Source organism: Vibrio crassostreae (genome assembly GCF_041439375.1).
GTDB classification, from domain to species: Bacteria; Pseudomonadota; Gammaproteobacteria; order Enterobacterales; family Vibrionaceae; genus Vibrio; species Vibrio crassostreae_D.
The window spans coordinates 12,155-30,311 of sequence record NZ_JBGONY010000058.1 but is presented as its reverse complement, the minus strand read 5'-3'; the positions used below and the strand labels follow the sequence as shown (position 1 = coordinate 30,311).

Annotated in this window: 15 protein-coding genes and 2 pseudogenes; 6 read left to right on the top strand and 11 right to left on the bottom strand. The window is 44.1% G+C overall.

Annotated features, from left to right (window positions below):
* Nucleotides 1-43: 43 nt before the first annotated feature.
* From ACED45_RS19485 to ACED45_RS19465, 5 genes and pseudogenes are all read right to left on the bottom strand, one after another.
* Nucleotides 44-391 (bottom strand): annotated as a pseudogene (locus tag ACED45_RS19485) (DUF535 family protein); the annotation flags it as partial.
* Nucleotides 392-735: 344 nt separating this feature from the next.
* Nucleotides 736-879 carry a hypothetical protein gene (locus ACED45_RS19480; RefSeq protein ID WP_371714812.1) on the bottom strand — a complete coding sequence of 48 codons (144 nt, stop codon included), beginning with the start codon at nt 877-879 and terminating at the stop codon, nt 736-738.
* Between the two features lie 25 nt (nt 880-904).
* Nucleotides 905-1,180 (bottom strand): HU family DNA-binding protein, encoded by a 276-nt coding sequence (locus ACED45_RS19475; protein WP_017059113.1) that lies wholly within the window; start codon nt 1,178-1,180, stop codon nt 905-907.
* Nucleotides 1,181-1,538: 358 nt separating this feature from the next.
* The gene (locus tag ACED45_RS19470) at nt 1,539-2,234 is read right to left on the bottom strand and encodes a VC0807 family protein (RefSeq protein WP_371714811.1); all 696 of its coding nucleotides are present in this window, start codon (nt 2,232-2,234) and stop codon (nt 1,539-1,541) included.
* A 321-nt stretch (nt 2,235-2,555) separates the two neighbouring features.
* Nucleotides 2,556-3,128 carry a YceI family protein gene (locus tag ACED45_RS19465; RefSeq protein WP_371714810.1) on the bottom strand — a complete coding sequence of 191 codons (573 nt, stop codon included), beginning with the start codon at nt 3,126-3,128 and terminating at the stop codon, nt 2,556-2,558.
* Between the two features lie 276 nt (nt 3,129-3,404).
* On the opposite strand from ACED45_RS19465, the pseudogene ACED45_RS19460 reads away from it, so the two are divergent.
* Both ACED45_RS19460 and ACED45_RS19455 read left to right on the top strand, forming a co-directional pair.
* A pseudogene (locus ACED45_RS19460) lies at nt 3,405-4,117 on the top strand (DUF1826 domain-containing protein).
* A gap of 343 nt (nt 4,118-4,460) precedes the next feature.
* Nucleotides 4,461-6,347: a methyl-accepting chemotaxis protein gene (locus ACED45_RS19455; RefSeq protein ID WP_371714809.1), complete on the top strand. Its 1,887-nt coding sequence runs from the start codon at nt 4,461-4,463 to the stop codon at nt 6,345-6,347.
* A gap of 106 nt (nt 6,348-6,453) precedes the next feature.
* On the opposite strand, the gene ACED45_RS19450 is transcribed toward ACED45_RS19455, so the two are convergent.
* Both ACED45_RS19450 and ACED45_RS19445 read right to left on the bottom strand, forming a co-directional pair.
* The gene (locus tag ACED45_RS19450) at nt 6,454-6,855 is read right to left on the bottom strand and encodes an ACT domain-containing protein (protein WP_102547849.1); all 402 of its coding nucleotides are present in this window, start codon (nt 6,853-6,855) and stop codon (nt 6,454-6,456) included.
* A 145-nt stretch (nt 6,856-7,000) separates the two neighbouring features.
* Nucleotides 7,001-7,894, bottom strand: a complete 894-nt coding sequence (locus ACED45_RS19445) for a LysR family transcriptional regulator (protein WP_017069834.1) — start codon at nt 7,892-7,894, stop codon at nt 7,001-7,003.
* 160 nt (nt 7,895-8,054) lie between these two features.
* On the opposite strand from ACED45_RS19445, the gene ACED45_RS19440 reads away from it, so the two are divergent.
* The 3 genes from ACED45_RS19440 to ACED45_RS19430 all read left to right on the top strand — a co-directional run bounded on the left by ACED45_RS19440 (nt 8,055) and on the right by ACED45_RS19430 (nt 12,385).
* A complete protein-coding gene (locus ACED45_RS19440; RefSeq protein ID WP_017066263.1) occupies nt 8,055-8,954 on the top strand; it encodes a Vmh family MBL fold metallo-hydrolase in 900 nt (299 codons plus the stop codon).
* Between the two features lie 310 nt (nt 8,955-9,264).
* Nucleotides 9,265-10,080 (top strand): TauD/TfdA dioxygenase family protein, encoded by an 816-nt coding sequence (locus ACED45_RS19435; protein WP_017059123.1) that lies wholly within the window; start codon nt 9,265-9,267, stop codon nt 10,078-10,080.
* Nucleotides 10,081-10,336: 256 nt separating this feature from the next.
* Nucleotides 10,337-12,385, top strand: a complete 2,049-nt coding sequence (locus tag ACED45_RS19430) for an ATP-binding response regulator (RefSeq protein ID WP_371714808.1) — start codon at nt 10,337-10,339, stop codon at nt 12,383-12,385.
* A 150-nt stretch (nt 12,386-12,535) separates the two neighbouring features.
* Here the strand turns inward: ACED45_RS19430 and cqsA are convergent, their stop codons facing one another.
* Nucleotides 12,536-13,717: an alpha-hydroxyketone-type quorum-sensing autoinducer synthase gene (gene cqsA, locus ACED45_RS19425; protein WP_371714807.1), complete on the bottom strand. Its 1,182-nt coding sequence runs from the start codon at nt 13,715-13,717 to the stop codon at nt 12,536-12,538.
* A 290-nt stretch (nt 13,718-14,007) separates the two neighbouring features.
* Entirely contained in the window at nt 14,008-15,390 is a 1,383-nt protein-coding gene (locus ACED45_RS19420; RefSeq protein WP_371714806.1) for an aminotransferase-like domain-containing protein, read from the bottom strand.
* Between the two features lie 103 nt (nt 15,391-15,493).
* Between ACED45_RS19420 and ACED45_RS19415 the strand changes: the two genes are divergently transcribed.
* Nucleotides 15,494-16,390, top strand: a complete 897-nt coding sequence (locus tag ACED45_RS19415; protein WP_371714805.1) for an EamA family transporter — start codon at nt 15,494-15,496, stop codon at nt 16,388-16,390.
* A gap of 178 nt (nt 16,391-16,568) precedes the next feature.
* Here ACED45_RS19415 and ACED45_RS19410 read toward each other — a convergent pair whose 3' ends face one another.
* Both ACED45_RS19410 and ACED45_RS19405 read right to left on the bottom strand, forming a co-directional pair.
* Nucleotides 16,569-17,582: a CobW family GTP-binding protein gene (locus tag ACED45_RS19410; RefSeq protein WP_371714804.1), complete on the bottom strand. Its 1,014-nt coding sequence runs from the start codon at nt 17,580-17,582 to the stop codon at nt 16,569-16,571.
* Nucleotides 17,572-18,132 carry a carbonate dehydratase gene (locus ACED45_RS19405; RefSeq protein WP_371714803.1) on the bottom strand — a complete coding sequence of 187 codons (561 nt, stop codon included), beginning with the start codon at nt 18,130-18,132 and terminating at the stop codon, nt 17,572-17,574. Before ACED45_RS19405 ends, ACED45_RS19410 begins: the two co-directional genes overlap by 11 nt.
* Between the last annotated feature and the right edge of the window lie 25 nt (nt 18,133-18,157).

Genomic DNA, 18,157 nt, shown 5'->3' with positions numbered 1-18,157 from the left:
GATGATCTGATCGTAGCTTTAAGCATTAGTTCCCTGATTTAGGAAACAAAGCCTCATCTATCTCAAGTTTTAAAAGATTGAGCCTTTCGTTGTAGATTTGGTGTCTAGCTTCTGTTGCGAAGGTGTTTTCAAACCAGTCGTAGTGTTTGGATAAGATATCGATCTTTTCTTTATTGCTAAAGCCAGTACATAAGTAGGGAGTGACAAATTTAGAAAGGAAGTTGGGTTGTTTGATAAATAATAACTTTCTCTCTTCAGAGTTGAAATTATCACTCATTTTTCGAGTAGCTGAATAATAAAACAGGGCTCGAATAGTAAACTTAACTATCGCTTTGTACTTACCCTTATTTTTATGGGTATTTGCTTCAATCCCCATGCGAACGACATTCATAATCACCTCAAAGAAGAAGGATTGCTCGAACACAGTCGTGTCATGAACCCTTCCAATAATCTCACCAATAACAAGAAAATGATGATAGTGAAAAAGGTGATTTGGGTAAGTATGGATATGTATAGCTATGTAACTCAATCAGTTACTTAGCGTTCAGATTTTGGGCAGATGTGTTTGTCGCTTTAGTGGGAAGGGGTATGGGTATCAATGTTATTTATTGGAGGCGCTTGCTCCTAAATCAAAAATGCCACTACAAATATGCAGTGGCATTAGAACGATAACAAACTATCACTTTGCTTAAACCTAAACTTTAGTTCTTATATAAACTATAGTACTTACATAAACTAAAGCTCTAACAGTTTGGCCAGTTTACGCTCTTCGAGAAGCTCTTCAATGCGTTGACGAGTCTTAGGCGTTTCGGCTTGCGCTTTAGTCGACTTACCTGCTTTTTTGCTTCGGCTCGTTTTCGCTTTTTCCTTAGTCGTCATCGTAACCTTCCTTGTGTTTTCTGTGTTACAGGTTGCACGTCTCTTTTAGTGCCTTGCCCGCTTTAAATGCTGGCGTCTTTGATGCAGCAATCTGAATCTCTTCTCCGGTTCGCGGGTTACGACCAGTGCGAGCTGCTCGAGAGTTAACTTTAAAGCTACCAAATCCAAGGATCGATACGTCATCACCGTTAGCAAGCGAAGTAGAGATACCTTCAACTAGCGCATTTAGTGCTGTGCCTGCTTGGTCTTTTGAGATGTCTGCAGAAGTCGCGATGTGTTCAACTAATTGAGATTTGTTCATAATCTATATTCCTTATTGAGTACGGCTGGCGTCTACCTTTAGCACCTAGCTTATGCGATCTTATCAACAGCAACTGAAATAATGTCAGTGATTGGGTAGAGCTTTGTAAAGTAACCAACAGAATTGACTATAAAAGCATCTGTCGGTTCAATCAATGCAATTCATTGATTATTATTGGTTTATAGACATGTTGCCCAAATTTACGTGAGAAAAGAGCATTAGGGTTGCCCGATCGATTCATAATCCAAATTGAGGCTGTCATCTATCACGTTGACAAACGAAACTGCAAAAACAAAGAAGCCCAGCTTAATTGCTGGGCTTCTTTGTTGTGCAGTCAGAGCGATTTGTTAATTCAGAACTATTTAGTAATAAAAATTTGTTCTGTTTCTAGTGATGTCATCGTGCGAACTTGACGCCAAATGTAGTAGAAAATACCTAACATCATCAGCATGCTTGGGATAGCGATTGCTGGGTAGCTGTAAAGTGTCAGCTTGCCAAGTTCTTCATTAAAGGCAGCGGTGCCAGCAGGGCTTGTCACAATCCAAGTCGCTAGGAAGTAGTTCATAGCTGAAGAAAATGCGAAAGTACTCGCGAATAGGTAGTTGGATGTCATTAGGCAACGATCAAACTGAGCCTGCTTACCAAACTGCTTCAACCGCTCTTCAATAAGAGAGATATTTAACAGGGCCGGTGTGAAGATAACTTTCTGGATAAACGGGTAGCGGGTGAAGGTTGAGCCAAGAACCGCCAAACCAATTAGACCAGGGATTAATGCTTCTTTTAGTGCTAACCAACGAGTGTCTAGCTCAAAGAAACCAATACCGCCCGTCAATAGCACGCTTACAAAGCCGAGCGCAGCGATGAAGTTGAACTTCTTATTGCGGATTAACTCCATGCCACCATAAGCAATAGGGAAGGCAAGGGCAACAAGCAAAGCTAAGCCTGTTCCGAGATGCTCATCTCCACTGAACTTCATTAAAATGAATGAAGGAAGAAAGACGTTAAACACGACTTCGAAAAGAGGACTCGATTTTTTGTTTTCTGTGTTACTCATAATTTCTAAATACATTATGTTATGGATTTATTCTCAGGGATTGTTGTTTACCTCGCCCAAGATGTAAAGCCTTAAGGCGTCATGCTGTGTAACGACATGTGACATCAACGACGTCTCTGAGCCTATATAACGCTCAATTTAATACTTTGTGAGGGATGTTTATCTGGCCGACTTGGGGAAATCGAGTGGAAATTTTGGTTTAGTTTATTCAAACCTAATTCAGTTTATTGCGTTGTCGCGTACTCTCACTCACATTCACCGCTCTTAAACGATTGATGAATGTGAAATGAGGCAGAACAGAAAGGAAGAGTTATAAGCCCATTATTCGTCGAAAAGTAGGTTAAAGCTCAAAGGGATTTGGTCGGAAATCGCTAATCCACCCACGGTCGCTGAAAGTTTGTTTAGATTCTCTGTAGATATCCCAAAATCAGCGCCGTTGACGATGATTGTCGAAGCTGAGCTAACCATGACAAACCCTGAGGATGGAACCACCACAACTGGGAAATCGATCGTTTTGGTTACGCCGTGTAAAGTAACTTCCGCTGCTACTGTTGTTCTTTTTGGATCACCAGATAGCATCGACGGTTCAACCTTCCCAGAGATCTTCACTTCAGGAAAAGTCATCGATTCAAAGTAGAGTTCATTCAGTCTCTGGTCACGAATAGCGACTCCGGTGCTCACGCTTTTCAAGTCCAATACTATTGAAAACTGGCCCTCTTCGGTAAGCCCTCCAGACATAGGTTTGATGGATGCGGGCTCGACAACAAACTGCTTTTTAATGGTCGCGAATGTGATGTTCGATAACTTCGGATCTAATGTGTAGCCCGACTCCGCGAAAGATTGAGCGGAGATAGCGGTGCATAGGAGGCCGAATGTAGAGATTAGTTTTTTCATAAGTTGTCACCAGATTGATGAATTCACAGGTTTACGTTCTTGAGTCGTACGTTTTTAAAATGACTTTTTGGAAAGAGTGATTGAGAGAAGCTTAGTTCAGCATTCGAAAAATTACCGCAGGAAAAGAAGAGCGTCGCTGTATTACTGGAATCATGATCGACGAAGTGACTTGTTTATTTTTAGTTACGTTATAACATAACTAAAATCACTCTTGCCAAGAATAATTATTCTGTTGGTAAAAGGGAAGCGATGAGCATGTATCAAGGAGACGACGTAATGAATGCCGTGTTAACCAAGCCTTTGGCTACCAATAGCAGCCAGCCACTCAACATTAGTTCAGCTGTGAGTATTCAGGATAAGGCAAATCACAAGCCAAGCTTGAGTGCTTCTGAGCAGCCAACGGTATTAGCGGATATCTACCAAAGTGATATTAATATAGCGGTATGGCAGCGACAGTTTGATGAAGGCTTAACGACGGCAATTAGTGAATTTATCGCCTTGAATCCAAACTTTAGTAAGTCTGTTAGCGTGTCACCTGATAATGCTTTCGATAAGTTGGAATTTGCTACCGATGGCACCGCCTCTAAAGCGCTATTAGAAAACATGGCAGAGCTGGTGGATATGTTCTGTTGTTTGAGCTTGAAGAAGTCGGATTGCGTTTAGCCGTTCTGAATAAAGCGATGTGCCCACGTTTCCATTTTGATCAAGTGCCTTGCCGCTTGGTGACAACTTATCATGGTGTTGCGACTCAATGGTTGCCAAACGACTTAGTCGACCGTTCTAAGCTAGGGCTAGGGGCTAACGGAAAGCCTGATTCTGTTTCAGGCCTGTACAACGAAGAATCTGACATCCAGAAAATGGCCAGTGGTGATGTTGCGTTATTAAAAGGGGAGCGTTGGAGTGGCAATGAGAATAGAGGCCTTGTTCACCGTTCACCAGTCACTTCATCTGACGAAACACGATTGCTGTTAACGTTGGACTTTGGTTGATCAACTTTTGACTATTTAGTTCGCAACCTGTTTCTATTCAGACGTTCAACTCATTTAAATACCTTCCTAATGAGCTAACGGCATGGCGCGATCTGTGCCGTTATTATTCTCAAACAGAGACACTCATCAGCTGACCATGTTTAGCACATTAATTCAAAATTTAGAGTTTACCATTCTCTAAATCAATGGGTTACGATGCGTGCACTTACTCACATATATCAATATTTCAGTTCCTCATCGGTTTCTTAATTTATTTTAAAGCGTAAAATATATCCCGCTTGCAAACCTCTTTGGCAACCAATTTGTTCGCCACGGTTTTTTACTTCCACATTATAGGTTTCCTATGTTCAAGAAACTCTCGCTTAAAAATAAACTGGCGATTTCAGCCAGTATGGCCATTATCCTGGGGGGGATCTTGGTCGAGGCATTGTCTTTTCGTGCTTCATTGCAAAGGTTGGATACAGAAGTTGAACAGCGTTTAGAAGGCGCATCGGCTTCTTACAATCAATATGTATCGGATTGGATCTTATCCAAAGAGCGTGCGCTTACTTCTCTTTCGAAAGAATCCAAACAAGAAAGCTTGGTGACTCACCTAAAACAGGTTCGTGATTCAGCCTCTTTTGATAATGTCTTCTTGGCATTTCCTGATGGTTCGCAAAAGAACGCAAACGGAGTGGTATTGCCACCGGGCAATGATGATCCACGCGTATGGGGTTGGTACACCAATGCGGTTGCGAACCCAAGCAAGGTGTTCATGGATAACCCAACGGTTGCTGCAGCAACTGGGGCGAACGTTGTTTCATTAGGAACAGCAATGCAACTGCATGGGCAACAGGTTGTGTTGGGTGCTGATGTAGAAATTACAGACATCTTAAACAGTCTAGAGCAGGTGATTCTTCCAGGTGAAGGTTACATGTTCATCGCGACCAATAAGGGCACGGTTTATACGCACCCTGACACTAAGTTACTGAACAAAAACATCAGCTCACTTGGGTTAGATTTTGCGGACGTACAAAAGGCGCTGACTAGCGGTAAAGACACTTCTATCGAGTTGAATGGCAGCGACTATGTTCTGTACGCACGTGCGATTGATGGAACGAGCCTGATTACTGTGAGCGTTGTTAACCATGACTCTCTGGTTGCGCCACTATTTGATGCAGTGATTGGTCAAGTGTTGGTGACGCTACTTGTGGTGATCGTATGTACCATACTGTTTAACCTGTTGTGTACGATTCTATTCCGCCCGTTGAACCACGTTTCTCAAGCACTGGCGCAAATCGCGAATGGTAGTGGTGATTTAACTCAACGCATTCATGTTGAAAACCAAGATGAAGTGGGCGAGTTGGCTCATAACTTCAATACTTTTGTTGGAAGCTTACAGCAGTTGATTGGCCATATCCGTGGGCAGTCAGAACAGCTAAACAGCCAGTCAGAGCAAAGTGCTCAGCGTGCGAACCGTTCGGTGGATGAGCTTAATCATCAGCAGCAAGAAATCACTATGGTCGCGACGGCCGTAACTGAAATGGCGAGCGCCACGCAAGAGATAGCATCGCATGCCGAGCAAACAGCAAAAGCGGCGCAAGATTCAGCGACAAGCACTAACAGTGGTCACGCTCTGGTTGTGGATACCAAAGGTTCAATCAATAACCTAGCCAATGAAGTTAATGAAGCGGGTAGTGTGATTAGCGAACTTAACAAGCATGCTCAAGAGATCTCGACTGTACTCGCAACGATTCAAGGCATTGCAGAACAAACCAACTTACTTGCTTTGAATGCAGCGATTGAAGCGGCTCGTGCTGGTGAACAAGGTCGTGGATTTGCTGTGGTAGCGGATGAAGTACGTGTGCTTTCACAGCGTACCCACTCTTCAACGGAAGAGATCAAATCAACAATTGATATCCTGCAGCGTACAACGGCGCAAGCGGTTGAGCTGATGGAGAGCAGTTCTAAGTTGGCAATACATTCAGTAGAAGATGCCGATCGAGCTTCGCATGCGCTCGAAGAGATCAATACTGCAGTTGCTTTGATCAGCGATATGGCGACTCAAATCGCGACGGCTGCTGAAGAGCAAACACATGTGACGGGTGAAATTACCCAGAACGTGACGACCATTAAAGATGTTACCGACCACTTAGTTGTGGGCGCACAGGACAGCTTAACTGAGTCGAACGAACTTAAGAGCCAAGCCGCTGGCTTAAGTGACAAAGTGGCGACTTTTAAGCTTGCTTAACTGGTTCGCTCACTGATGCCTGATCAGTGAGTGCACGTTAAGCAATAAGCCAAAGCGACGTAGATTACGTCGCTTTTTTTGTGTCTGTGAACAATCGAATTCTTTACTAATCCGCTTCTGAAAATTCTCTAAGCGCACTCATTGCGGCTTCAGCTTTGTCTTTCTGAACGAAGATATGGTCGTGATAAAAGCCAGCAATCACGTTGGCGCTAATGCCGTAAGAACCAAGCTTGGTGGCAAAGGCTGCTGTTAATCCAACCGCTTCAAGACTGGAATGTACCGACAATGTAATCAGGCTAAACACACCATCGAAGTCTAGCTGAGCTTTGGTCGCAACTTCTTCTTTCAGAACCAGTGTTAAACCTTCTTTCTCACGAAAAGTCGAGATTGGATTGAGCTGAACATAGTCTGCCAATCCCCCGCCTACAGTACAAAAAACATAGCTCCCGTCGATTAATTCTGGTGACATGGATTTCAGTAGAAGGTCTAGGTCGGTAATGGCAGCCATAGTCAGTTTCCCTGCGTGAATAAGCTAATTGATGATGTATGCAGTCACGATAGAAGCAACTGACAGTTAAGTAAAATTAATGATTTTAATTCTGCATCAGTTTTACTAATGGCAAGTTTTCCTCCTTAGTGATGGCATCGTACTTCTACCAACTTGTCGATTGTTCCATCTCGTCAGATAAATGGTCGATAAAGGCTCTTAACAGCGGTGTGACTTGTTTACGCGTTCCATAAATAGCATGAACACCGAGCGTTTTAGGTTGCCATTCAGAAAGCAGTGGCACTAATAGACCATCACGCATCAAGGTTTCCACTGAAGGGAAGGGCAGTAAACAGATACCGTTGCCTTTGAGTGTGGCAGAAAGCAGAACCTCTGAGGTGTTTGCACTGATATTCCCTTTAATCGGAACCGATTCGAGCCCATTGGGGCCATTGAACGTCCAAGCGGTTTTGCCAAAGTAACTGAACGATAAACAGTTGTGGTGCGCTAGATCTTGGGCTTCTGTGGGTGTGCCTTTCTCTTTTAGATATTGAGGCGATGCGCAAATCACGGAGCGGCATTCACCGATCTGCTTCGCGACAATATTGGGCGTCAGTTCGTTGGTTATGCGAATGGCCAAATCGATGCGTGACTCAACCAGGTTGACGGTCTGATCAGTCGAGATAATGTCGATAGAAACCTCTGGCCATTTGGCGATGAAGCGACTAATTGATTCCATCAAGAAGCTATCGACAATCGAGTAGCTCGCAGTAATACGCAGCTGACCTTTTAAATGCTCTCGGTTTTGGTTTCTGATCCCAGCTAGGGATGTTTCCAGTGCCAAAAGTTCTCTGGCGACCTCAAGTGTTTCTTTACCTGCGCTGGTTAAACTCAAGCTTCGTGTTGTTCTGTGAAGCAAGCGTGTGTCCATCCATGCTTCTAACTCACCCAAATAACGAGTGACCTTGGTTCGTGAGAGATCAAGGTGCTCTGCCGCAGCGCTTAAACTGCCACGTTCCACTATGGTGACAAAGACATTCATTGCCTCGAGTTTATCCATTGTTTTATTGCCTAGAGAATTAAACCGACCTCAGTATATGTCCGAAAACTGCAACAGTTAAAGTTAATTTGATGTCTATTTCATCTAAAAACAATCAAATAAGATATTTGGACATTCAGCGAGTTGGCAGGTGTTCAACTCCAAATATCGGAATAAAGCCATGAATACGTTATCGAAAACCCTGTTATCAAAAAGCATGCTTTTAGGAACCATAAGCCTAGGAACCGTGCTGGCATCAAGTGTTGCGCTAGCGACAGAACTGAACATTACTCACTATAACCCCGGCGAGAACGCGATATTCCCGGCAAGCTCGGTATTGGTCTCGGGTGAGAAAGAAGTGATTCTGTTTGATGCGCAATTTAGTGTGGCTGATGGACAAAATTTGGTGGAGCAAATTAAAGCGACTGGCAAAAAATTATCGATGATTTACATCAGTAGCGGCGACCCAGATTACTACTTTGGTTTGGAACCGATAGTTTCGGCATTTCCTAACGTTAAAGTCGTTGCCAGTGAAGCCGTTGTCGCGCATATCAAACGCACCAAAGATGCAAAGCTTGAATACTGGGGGCCTATATTAGAAGGCAACGCGCCCTCTAAGGTGATTGTTCCAATGGTGATGAACGACACAACATTAAGCATCGAAGGTGAAACCATCGAAGTGAAAGAGATAAATACACACCAAGCTTACCTATGGGTTCCGTCTGAAAAAACGGTGTTTGGTGGCGTGTCGGTGTATAGCGGTGTGCATGTATGGATGGCAGATACTGCATCGAAAGAGATTCGTAGCCAGTGGTCACAATCGTTGGAGCGTATGAAAGCACTAGAGCCAGAGGTTGTAATTCCGGGTCACTATTTAGGTGAAATGCCAACAGGAATAAATGCAGTTCACTTCACGAAGGATTATGTGGCTGATATTGAAAAAGCGTTGGCGAGCAAAAGTAATCCAACATCGGTCGAGATCAGTGATTACATGAAGAAAGCCTACCCGAAATTTGAGGCTACGGAAGGCGATTTAGAACTTGGCGCGAAAGTGCTAAGCGGCGAGATGGCTTGGCACTAGAGTTGATTATCTCGGTTGTGTCCCAGAACAGTCTGAAGATTGTATGCTAGATTTATTGGTGATACACAACTGGAGATATCGATGATCTGGCTTTCAGTGAAAGTACTACAGATTGGACTTGTCTATGGATACAGGAAGTATCAAAAAACGAAAAGAGCTCCAGCTTAGGAGCTCTTTTTTTGTTTCGGAGAGACGACTTTCTATTTCAAGTGAGAAAGAAAATCAGCATTTACCCGGTTTACTGTTAGTAGTCAGATTAGCCTAGTAGCCAGATCCGCCCTGCAACTCAATATCACCAATAAGCGAAAGTATGTTGAAAATAGAACCCATTACTCCTCACATCGGCGCTCGTATTCACGAACTAGAGCTTTCTACATGCAGTGCTGATGAACTCGATAAGGTGTATCAGGCACTTATTGCCCATCAAGTGATCTTTCTCGACGGGCAGACTTTGTCTCCAGAACAACACTTGATGATTGCACAGCGCTTTGGAACGTTAGAACCTGCACATCCTTTCTTCCCTCGCGTGGAAAGTGCGCCACAGGTGAGTGTGATTGAAACAACCCGTGGCAATGCGCCAAAGGAAAGTTATTGGCATACCGACTTAACGTGGCGCAGCTTGCCGTCGAAAGCTTCCCTGTTGCATGCTCAACACATTCCAAGCATTGGTGGTGACACTATCTGGTGTTCTATGACTGCGGTTTTTGAATCTCTACATGAAGATATGAAAGCTAAGTTGAGAGGGTTGTCGGCGACTCATTCGCTTGTGGCCTTTGAAGGTATAGAATCAGAAGACATTGATCTCGATTGGCACAAATCCTTGATTAAAACAGCACAGGAGAATCCGCCAGTGGTTCACTCTGTTGTTCAAGTTCATCCTGAAACGGATAAAGAAACGCTCTGTATTAATGAACAGTTTACTCGTTATATCAACGAACTCGACCGCAAAGAGAGTGATGTTTTACTCAGCCAACTGTTTGAAATTGCGAGACGCCCTGAGTTTCAAGTTCGTTTCAAATGGGACAACGGCTCAATGGCGATCTGGGATAACAGGGTAACGCAACATTACGCAGTGATAGATTACGGGGATACTCCAAGAAAAATGCATCGAGTAACAGTGACATAGCAGTAAGCTGAACACAGTTATCAAAAGAACACCGCGCATGCCCATCCCTGAACCAAGCACTCGTACTTAAATTTAAGTGTCGGCAGGGTGCATTATTTATCTACGCTTAAAAATAAAAACAAATGCGTTGGTACATATTTGATTGAAACCTCACTGCTCGGAGGTGATGTGTAATATAATTGGCGCCAAAATATAAGTATAAAAACTAAATCATAGAATTAATAAACGTCAGGGCTTAGAGAACAAAGTATTTCGTATGAACGCGATTCGTAAAGTTTACCAATACGCAGAACCGAATCTAACCCTCGTGGGTTGGATGGGCTTTGTCGGCTTTCCAATTTACTACATTGTGTGGGAGTTTTTGTTTCCACAACCCTACGAAAACTTAGCGCTTCGCTTGTTTTGCTCGGTATTGTTCTTTGGCATTATATTTCGCAATCGTGTCCCATTTGAATGGCGCAAGTACCTCCCGGCTTATTATCAAGTCGCTGTAACTATCTGTTTGCCAGGTTTCTTTTTCTACATGCTGCTAATGAATAATTGGTCTAACGTTTGGGTTATGTCATTCATGTCGGCCATTTTCCTCCACATTTTATTGGTGCACGTCACCAGAGTGATGTTTGCACAAACCTTTGCCGGTATTGGGATTGCGACCTTGTGCGCTTGGATTGCACAAGGCTTCTACCTCGAACTCACAATGGATTGGACGCATGTGCCAATCTTTTTGTTTATCTACTTATTCGGCAACTTGTTCTACTTCCGCAATCAGGTGGAACATGAAAACAAGGTGTCATTGGCGAAGTCTTTTGGTGCGGGTATTGCCCATGAGATGCGAAACCCTCTAAGCGGATTACTTACCTCTATTGATGTCATGCAGTCCATATTGCCGAACCCTAAAAGTGGCGATCAAAAAGGGCAATATGCGTTAAGCAATGAAGAAGTGATTCAGTTGCGTGAAGTGGGCGATGAAGCGATGGAGATCATTCATTCCGGTAACGAAACGATAGATCTGTTACTGACTTCAATTGATGAAAACCGAGTCTCTCGATCTACGTTTAAGAAGCATTCAGCGCAAGCGGTGGTTGAGGATGCGATAGACAGTTTCAATTACAAGCGCTCTGCTGATAAGTCAGCAATCTCCTTGGATGTGCAGAGTAACTTTGAGTTCTTGGGTAGCGACACCTTGTTGAAATACGTCATGTATAATCTGTTCAAGAATGCGTTCCATCATCGTAGCCCTGAAGATTTTCATATTCATGTCACCATGTTCAGTGATGAAGTGACGAACCAGATAATGGTGACGGATAACGGCTCTGGTATTTCGAGCGATATCATTCGTCGTATTTTCCAAGACTTTTACACCACAGGCCAGTCGGGTAATTACGGTTTAGGTTTGCCATTTTGTCAGAAGGTCATGCGCTCGTTTGGTGGTGAGATTAAATGCCAGTCTGAAGTGGATCAATGGACACAGTTCACGATGATTTTCCCATCTTTGACTTCCAATTCGGTAGAGGAAATCAAGAGCGAACTGACTAAACTCAAGACGGTGCTGATGATCAGTGATCAGACAGTGCTTTCCAGTAAAATGACTGAAATCTCTCGCTTTATGGGTTTTGACCTCCAGATTTTGGATGTGGCGTCAGCGCTACAGAATAAGGAATATCAGTTTGAGTTCGACTTGATTTTCGTTGATATGGAGAGCTTGGATTTAAGAGCCAATTGCCTCGATAGGATTGAATCGTTACTTTCGTTTACTGAGGCGCGAATCATTTACTTGTATGAGCGTCATCCTATCAAGCGTGTACGTAACATTTCTTTCGAGCCTATTTGGGTGGAAACACAAGTCTGGCTACTGAATACTAAAGCGATCATTGACCGTTTACTGTTTGACTCCAACTACGTGATGCCATCGGTTGCTGTAAAACCGCTAGAGGCCACCACTAAACGTACGATTATGGTGGTCGATGACAATGAATCTCTACGCCGATTTACGGCAATGTTATTGGAAAAACAGGGCTTTGATGTTGTGCAAAAAGAAGACGGACAACAAGCCTTAGATGCGCTTGATACCGACGAAATCGACTTGATTCTAATGGATATTGAAATGCCAATCATGGACGGTGTTGAAGCTTCTCGCCGAATTCGCAGTGCCGACAAAGAATACTCTTCGGTGCCGATTATTGCTCACACGGGTGACAGTTCTCCCGTTACCTTGGAAAAGATGGAATCATCAGGCATGTCGGACTTTATTGTTAAACCTGCCGATAAAAACCGACTGTTTGATAAAATTGCTCACTGGATTTAGCGGGTGTAATAGTCTGAAGTTCACGGCCATTGGGTAGACATAGATTCAAGAAAGAGCTCAGCGAATTGCTGGGCTCTTTTTGTATCGCGACATGATAGCATCCATTCAGTCCTGCCGTTGGTGTTGGTTATAAATATGGTTCGAAAAAGGTTACACGAACTCTAACTCGGGGTGATGGTACGCTTCGTGACAAACCGTGAGCACATGGTCAATGTCTCTTGGCGTCATATCGGCATTCACTGAAAAACGGATGATGTTTTTGTTCTTGCCAGTCGCAGGGCGGCAGAATACCGCACCGAACACATCACGTTCTTCTAAGAAGTCTCGCACACGCTCCGTGTTTCTTTCATTGCCGCACTCTAGCGCTACAATTTGAGACTCACTGCGGATATTAAAGCCAATTCGCTTTAGCCCCGTAGTCAGCGACTTAGCCCGATTGAATAAGGCTTCTCGTTTGTCTTCCGCACCTTTGATCACCTCCAACGTTTTCTCTAAACGAACCACTTCTTGTGGTAACACTGTTGAGCTAAAAATCGCAGGGTACGCCACAAACGGCAAGGTTTTAGACAGTTGTTTAGGGCCAAGGATTGCCCCAGCGCGATAAGCAAAGGTTTTTGCCAAGCTAACGGTGATGAAGTCGACTTGGTTGGTGAGCCCCAATGCTTGCACTAAGCCTGCACCATTCTCTCCATGTGTACCCAGTGAATGGGATTCATCAACGACGACCGCACAATCAAACTCTTGCGCCATTTCGTAGATGTCGCGCAGTGGGGCAATGGTGCCTATTGTGCTGTAAACCGAGTCGACAACAATGACACCTGAGCCGTGGCGCTCTAACTGTTTGCGTAGGTGATTCATATTGTTATGCATAAACGGATGGGCAACTGCGCCGGCAGCCCGAATCCCTTCCCATAGCGACATGTGTGCAAGGAAATCAATATACACAGGTGTGCCCGGTGGGCAGATGGTTTGCAATAGCCCAATATTGGCCGCCCAGCCCGATTGAGAAAGCAAACAGCTCTCCATTCCAACATAGTTCGCAAGCTTAGTTTCAAACGCAGGTTTAGACTGATCATCTTGTAAGAAAATGGCAGACATCACCACGTTGTCATCGTGCTCGCAGATCGCCGCTTGATGGGCTTGTTGGATCTGTTTGTTGTGTGACAGCGCTAAGTAATCATTGCTCTGCATCACAACGGAATTGCGCTGGGGGCGTTTACCCAATACCAAATGCTTTTGGCTTTGGTTCTGGGTAATCAGGTCTTGAATATAGAAGTTCAAGCGTTCTTCGATAAAGGAAGGTAGTGGTTTGTTTTTTGTTTTATCACTCATAATAGTTCTCTTCAAATACAGGAAAACGCCAGCGCTGACCGCTGTATATTGACGATAAAAAGTGATGTGTCATTAGCCAAGTTGCATAATTTTGTGGGTGCTTGCAAACTCAGCATTTAAGGGTTTTGAGGTAAGTGGGTTTCCTTACGGTTCGGGGGCTTTACCCGAATTAAGATAGGAATAATAGCCTTCTTTTTTATGACAAAAGGCTATTAGAATTCGGCATTCGAAGGCATTTAAAAAAGCGGATTTTGAAAGGCTACGTGCTACGTGCTACGTGCTACGTGCTGTTAGCTGTGAATATGGATAAGCTCGATTAAGGCATCCAATTGCTGCTTGGCTTCATCCTCTAACGGATACCCAATATTGATGCGTAAGCAGTTACTGTAAAGATCGAGAGTGCTGAACAGGTGTCCAAGCCTGATATCAATGTTCTGGTCGGCAACTGCTTGAGCAAAGGTTGCTTGGTTTAAGTTTGGGATTTGCAGCCAAAGCACCATGCCACCTTGTGGGTTACTTATCTTCACATCTTGAGGAAGGTGCTGAGACAAATAACTTAGGTATTGTTGGCGCAAAGACAAGATCTGAGAGCATCTTCTCCTGACGTGCTTAGCGTATTGACCAGATTCAATAAAGTCAGCAACGGCAAGTTGAGTAGGCAGGGCAACGCCGTAGCTCGCGGCAGAAAACTGCGCTTTGTATTCATTAATATACCTTCCCGGTAAGCACCAACCTAAACGGTAGCTCGGTGATAGGCTTTTCGATACCGAACCGCACCACAGTACATAGCCGCCTTTATCATAGTATTTCGCTGGCAGTGGTGTGTGTGATGTGTAAGAGAGCTCTAGATACACATCATCCTCAATGATCGGCACTTGGTAATCATTAGCTAACTCGGCAAGTTTTTGTTTTTGATTAGCTGACATATTGATCCCCTGAGGGTTCATATGAGAGGTACAGAAGATCGCGGCGTCCACTCGTTTGTTCTTCAAATGATTTTCCAGTTGTTGTAAGTCGACACCGTCATTGAGAGATGGGATCTCGATGATTTGGCGTGACATCTTTCCGAGCAACTCCAGAATGCCGTTGAAACAAGGTGAGCTAATCGCAATGGTGTCGCCTTCTTTGGTACACGATTCAAGTGCAGCCTTAATCGCCGACATACAACCAGCCGTGATCACCATCTCTTCAGGTGAAAAGTGCACATCGAGCTTGGCAAAGTGAGTGGATAATGCTTGTCGCAACATCGGCTCACCTTGTGTATCTGGGTAATGGTTGAGTCTGCTTCCCATCCGTTTGATTGAACGGCGGAAACTGCGTTCTAGCTCAACAATCGATTGTTCATCATTGGTGGTGCTCGAAACCCCTAAAGGCCCATTGATTGAGTTGTGAGCCGATGACGTTTCTTTAACTCTGGAAACCTTACTCTCAAACTGTGCCCACTCAGGCGTTGAATGAATAGGCTTGTGAGGCGAGACAAAATACCCAGCTTGCGGTCGCGAGTGTATCCAACCCTGCGATTCTAATTCTTGGTAACAGCTCACCACGGTCGACATGCTGATGGCCTGCTGCTTAGCCAATTGACGAAGTGAAGGCATGCGTCCGCCTTCCGGTCTTTTACCTGTTTCTATTTCATCGATAAACTGATTGGCTAGCTTTCTGTAGATGCTCATTATCACGACCGTTATTAACTGTACTGGTTTTTATTGTAAAAATTGTATCTGTACTGGTTTTATTGTTCAAGGGATACTCTTTTAAAACAAAGGAGGGGTGAGTATGAAAAGAAATGATTTGTTGTTAGCGGTATTTGTGATGGCAATTTGGGGATTCAATTTCTCGATGATCAAAATGGGCGTAACCAATGTTCATCCTTTGTTGGCAACCGCCGCGCGTTTCTCGTTAGCGGTTATTCCGGTGATATTTTTTGTGGCAAGACCGAATGTCGCTTGGTGTTATTTAGTCAGTTACGGCTTTGTGTTCGGTGTCGGTATCTGGGGTATGGCTTCATGGTCGATCACTGCTGGGTTATCTTCTGGGCTTTCATCGGTATTACTGTCAACCAACGTATTAATCGGCATGGCAGTTGGCGTATGGGTGTTCAAGGAGAGTGCTTCTATGCGCAAATTAATGGGAGCGATGTTAGCCATGTGTGCCTTAGCAGTATTGGTATCAGCGGCAACAGGTAATGTCACCGTTAACGGCGTGATATTGATTATGATTGCGGCGTGCAGTTGGACCTTGATGGGCGTGATTGTGAAGGCATCCAAAACCACTCAAGCTTTTGCGTTTAACGTGTGGGGAATGTTGTTTGCGCCAGTTCCATTAGTGTTGTTTGCCGTCATGTTACACGGTGACCAAATTATCTGGCAGGGCATAGAACAATGGGATTGGAACACGACGATTGCAGTGCTTTTTCAGGCTTACCCAACTACGCTGTTTGGTTATTGGGTGTGGAACAAATTACTAATCCAATACCCTTTAAGCACTACCGCACCGTTAACCTTGCTCGTGCCAATCTTTGCATTGATCAGTGGTTACTTTATGTATGACGAGGTGCTGTCAGTTGCTCAAGTTGTTGCATCTGTATTGTTTCTAGTTGGTATCGGCTTGATTGTGAAGCCTGCTAAGGCATCGAATACCCACGCTACAACGAAACTCGCAAAACAAAAGTGATTGATAAGCGGCCTGCATTCAATAAAACGGATAGAGTGCAAATGCTTTGAATAACAAATAGGACTTCGCACTTGCGAGGTCTTATTTTATGTCGAAGAAGTGAAGTTATCTAAAGAATCAATTAACTGCACTTCATTAACTAGCTCTCAATTAATTAAGAACTCTATTAACTAAGCAATCAAGTAACCATACACTCAAGCAATTGCCCCTCTAGGCCTTCATCTATTTGGTGCCCGATCACTTCAATCCTGGTTTCAATGCACTCATCCAACTCACACTCTGTTAGACCATCTTCTGTCAGGTTGTAACCAAAGATACCGCTTTGAGTAATGAACACCGCTTTCATCCGTTCAGCTTTGAGTCCAACCAACACCTTAAGCAGTTGCTGACGATCAAATAACTTGTCTGCTGAGAATCGCCAACCAACACTTTCAAACCCTTCACCGTGATTACTAGCCTTTATCATGCCGGTTTCTGGCATCGGCAATTCAGAAGCGAGCGGTTTCTCTTGTTTATGAGCGTGGTGGTGATGGTGATCATGAGTTTGATGGAGGTAAAAGTTGGTGTGTCCATCAAACTCGTCGTAAGGGATCTTACCGAGATGAGCAAATATGAGTTTGGTGTCCGGGTGACAAACCTGTGCGACGTACTCAGCCAGTTGTTCTGCATCGCCACTTTTGTAGAGATCGACTTTATTACCCACAATGGTATCGGCAATGGTGATTTGCTGATTGAAAGTATCGTGTTCAGAATAGCGCGTGTCAGAGAGCTTTCGGGCATCAACCAAAGTAATGTTTTTCTGCAGTGACAGCACTTTGCGATAATGTTCAGAAGATAATACTTCTAACACTTCTTTTGGGTGGCCAAGGCCAGTAGGCTCAATCAGTAAGCGGTCTGGCTTCGCCTCAGAAAGCAACTGATTGAGTGCTATTTGCATGGGTAGCCCTGCTGCACAGCACATGCAGCCACCGGGTACTTCGCGAATAAAAACTTGCTGTTGTTTGGTTTGATTGCCTTCGAATAAACTTCCATCAACGCCAATTTCACCAAACTCATTCACCAAAATAGCCCAATTCTCATCGGCTGGTTTGTGCTTCATTAAGTTAAGAATCGCAGAGGTTTTTCCTACTCCGAGAAACCCAGTAATAATGTTGGTCGGAATCCCAAGCAAGGGGGATTTATTAGAGTTCATTAGCAATCCTTCTATAGCCTTGAACAAGAGTATGGTTGGCAGAGACAACCGATTCTGAAAACGCCGAGTATTCTGGTTGTACTTTTGAAATGCTGTTTAGATCAAAGCCTGAACCTATGTTGGTCATCGGTGGTACATGAAAATTCTCAGGAAGGTCGAGTCCGTCCACCACGCAGTTATGACGAATCACGCAACCTTTACAAATGACGGCATTGAAAACGACAGAGTTGAAGCCGATAAAGACATCGTCACTGACTTCACAAGGCCCATGGATAATGGAGCGGTGAGCGATAGAGGAGCGTTCTCCTATGGTTACCGCAGCACCGGCCTTTGAATGGATAACCACACCATCTTGAATATTGGTGTCGCGCTTAATCACAATGGCTTCCATGTCACCGTGTTCATTAACCTCATCGGCACGTATCACGGCATAAGGACCAATGAACACGTTATCTTCAATGATGACCTTGCCACAAATAATAGCTGTTGGATCAATGAAGGCGGTTTCCGATACGTTTGGCATATGACCGTTAGGGTTTCTTCTTAACATATTGATTTCTTTTTATTGATGGTAA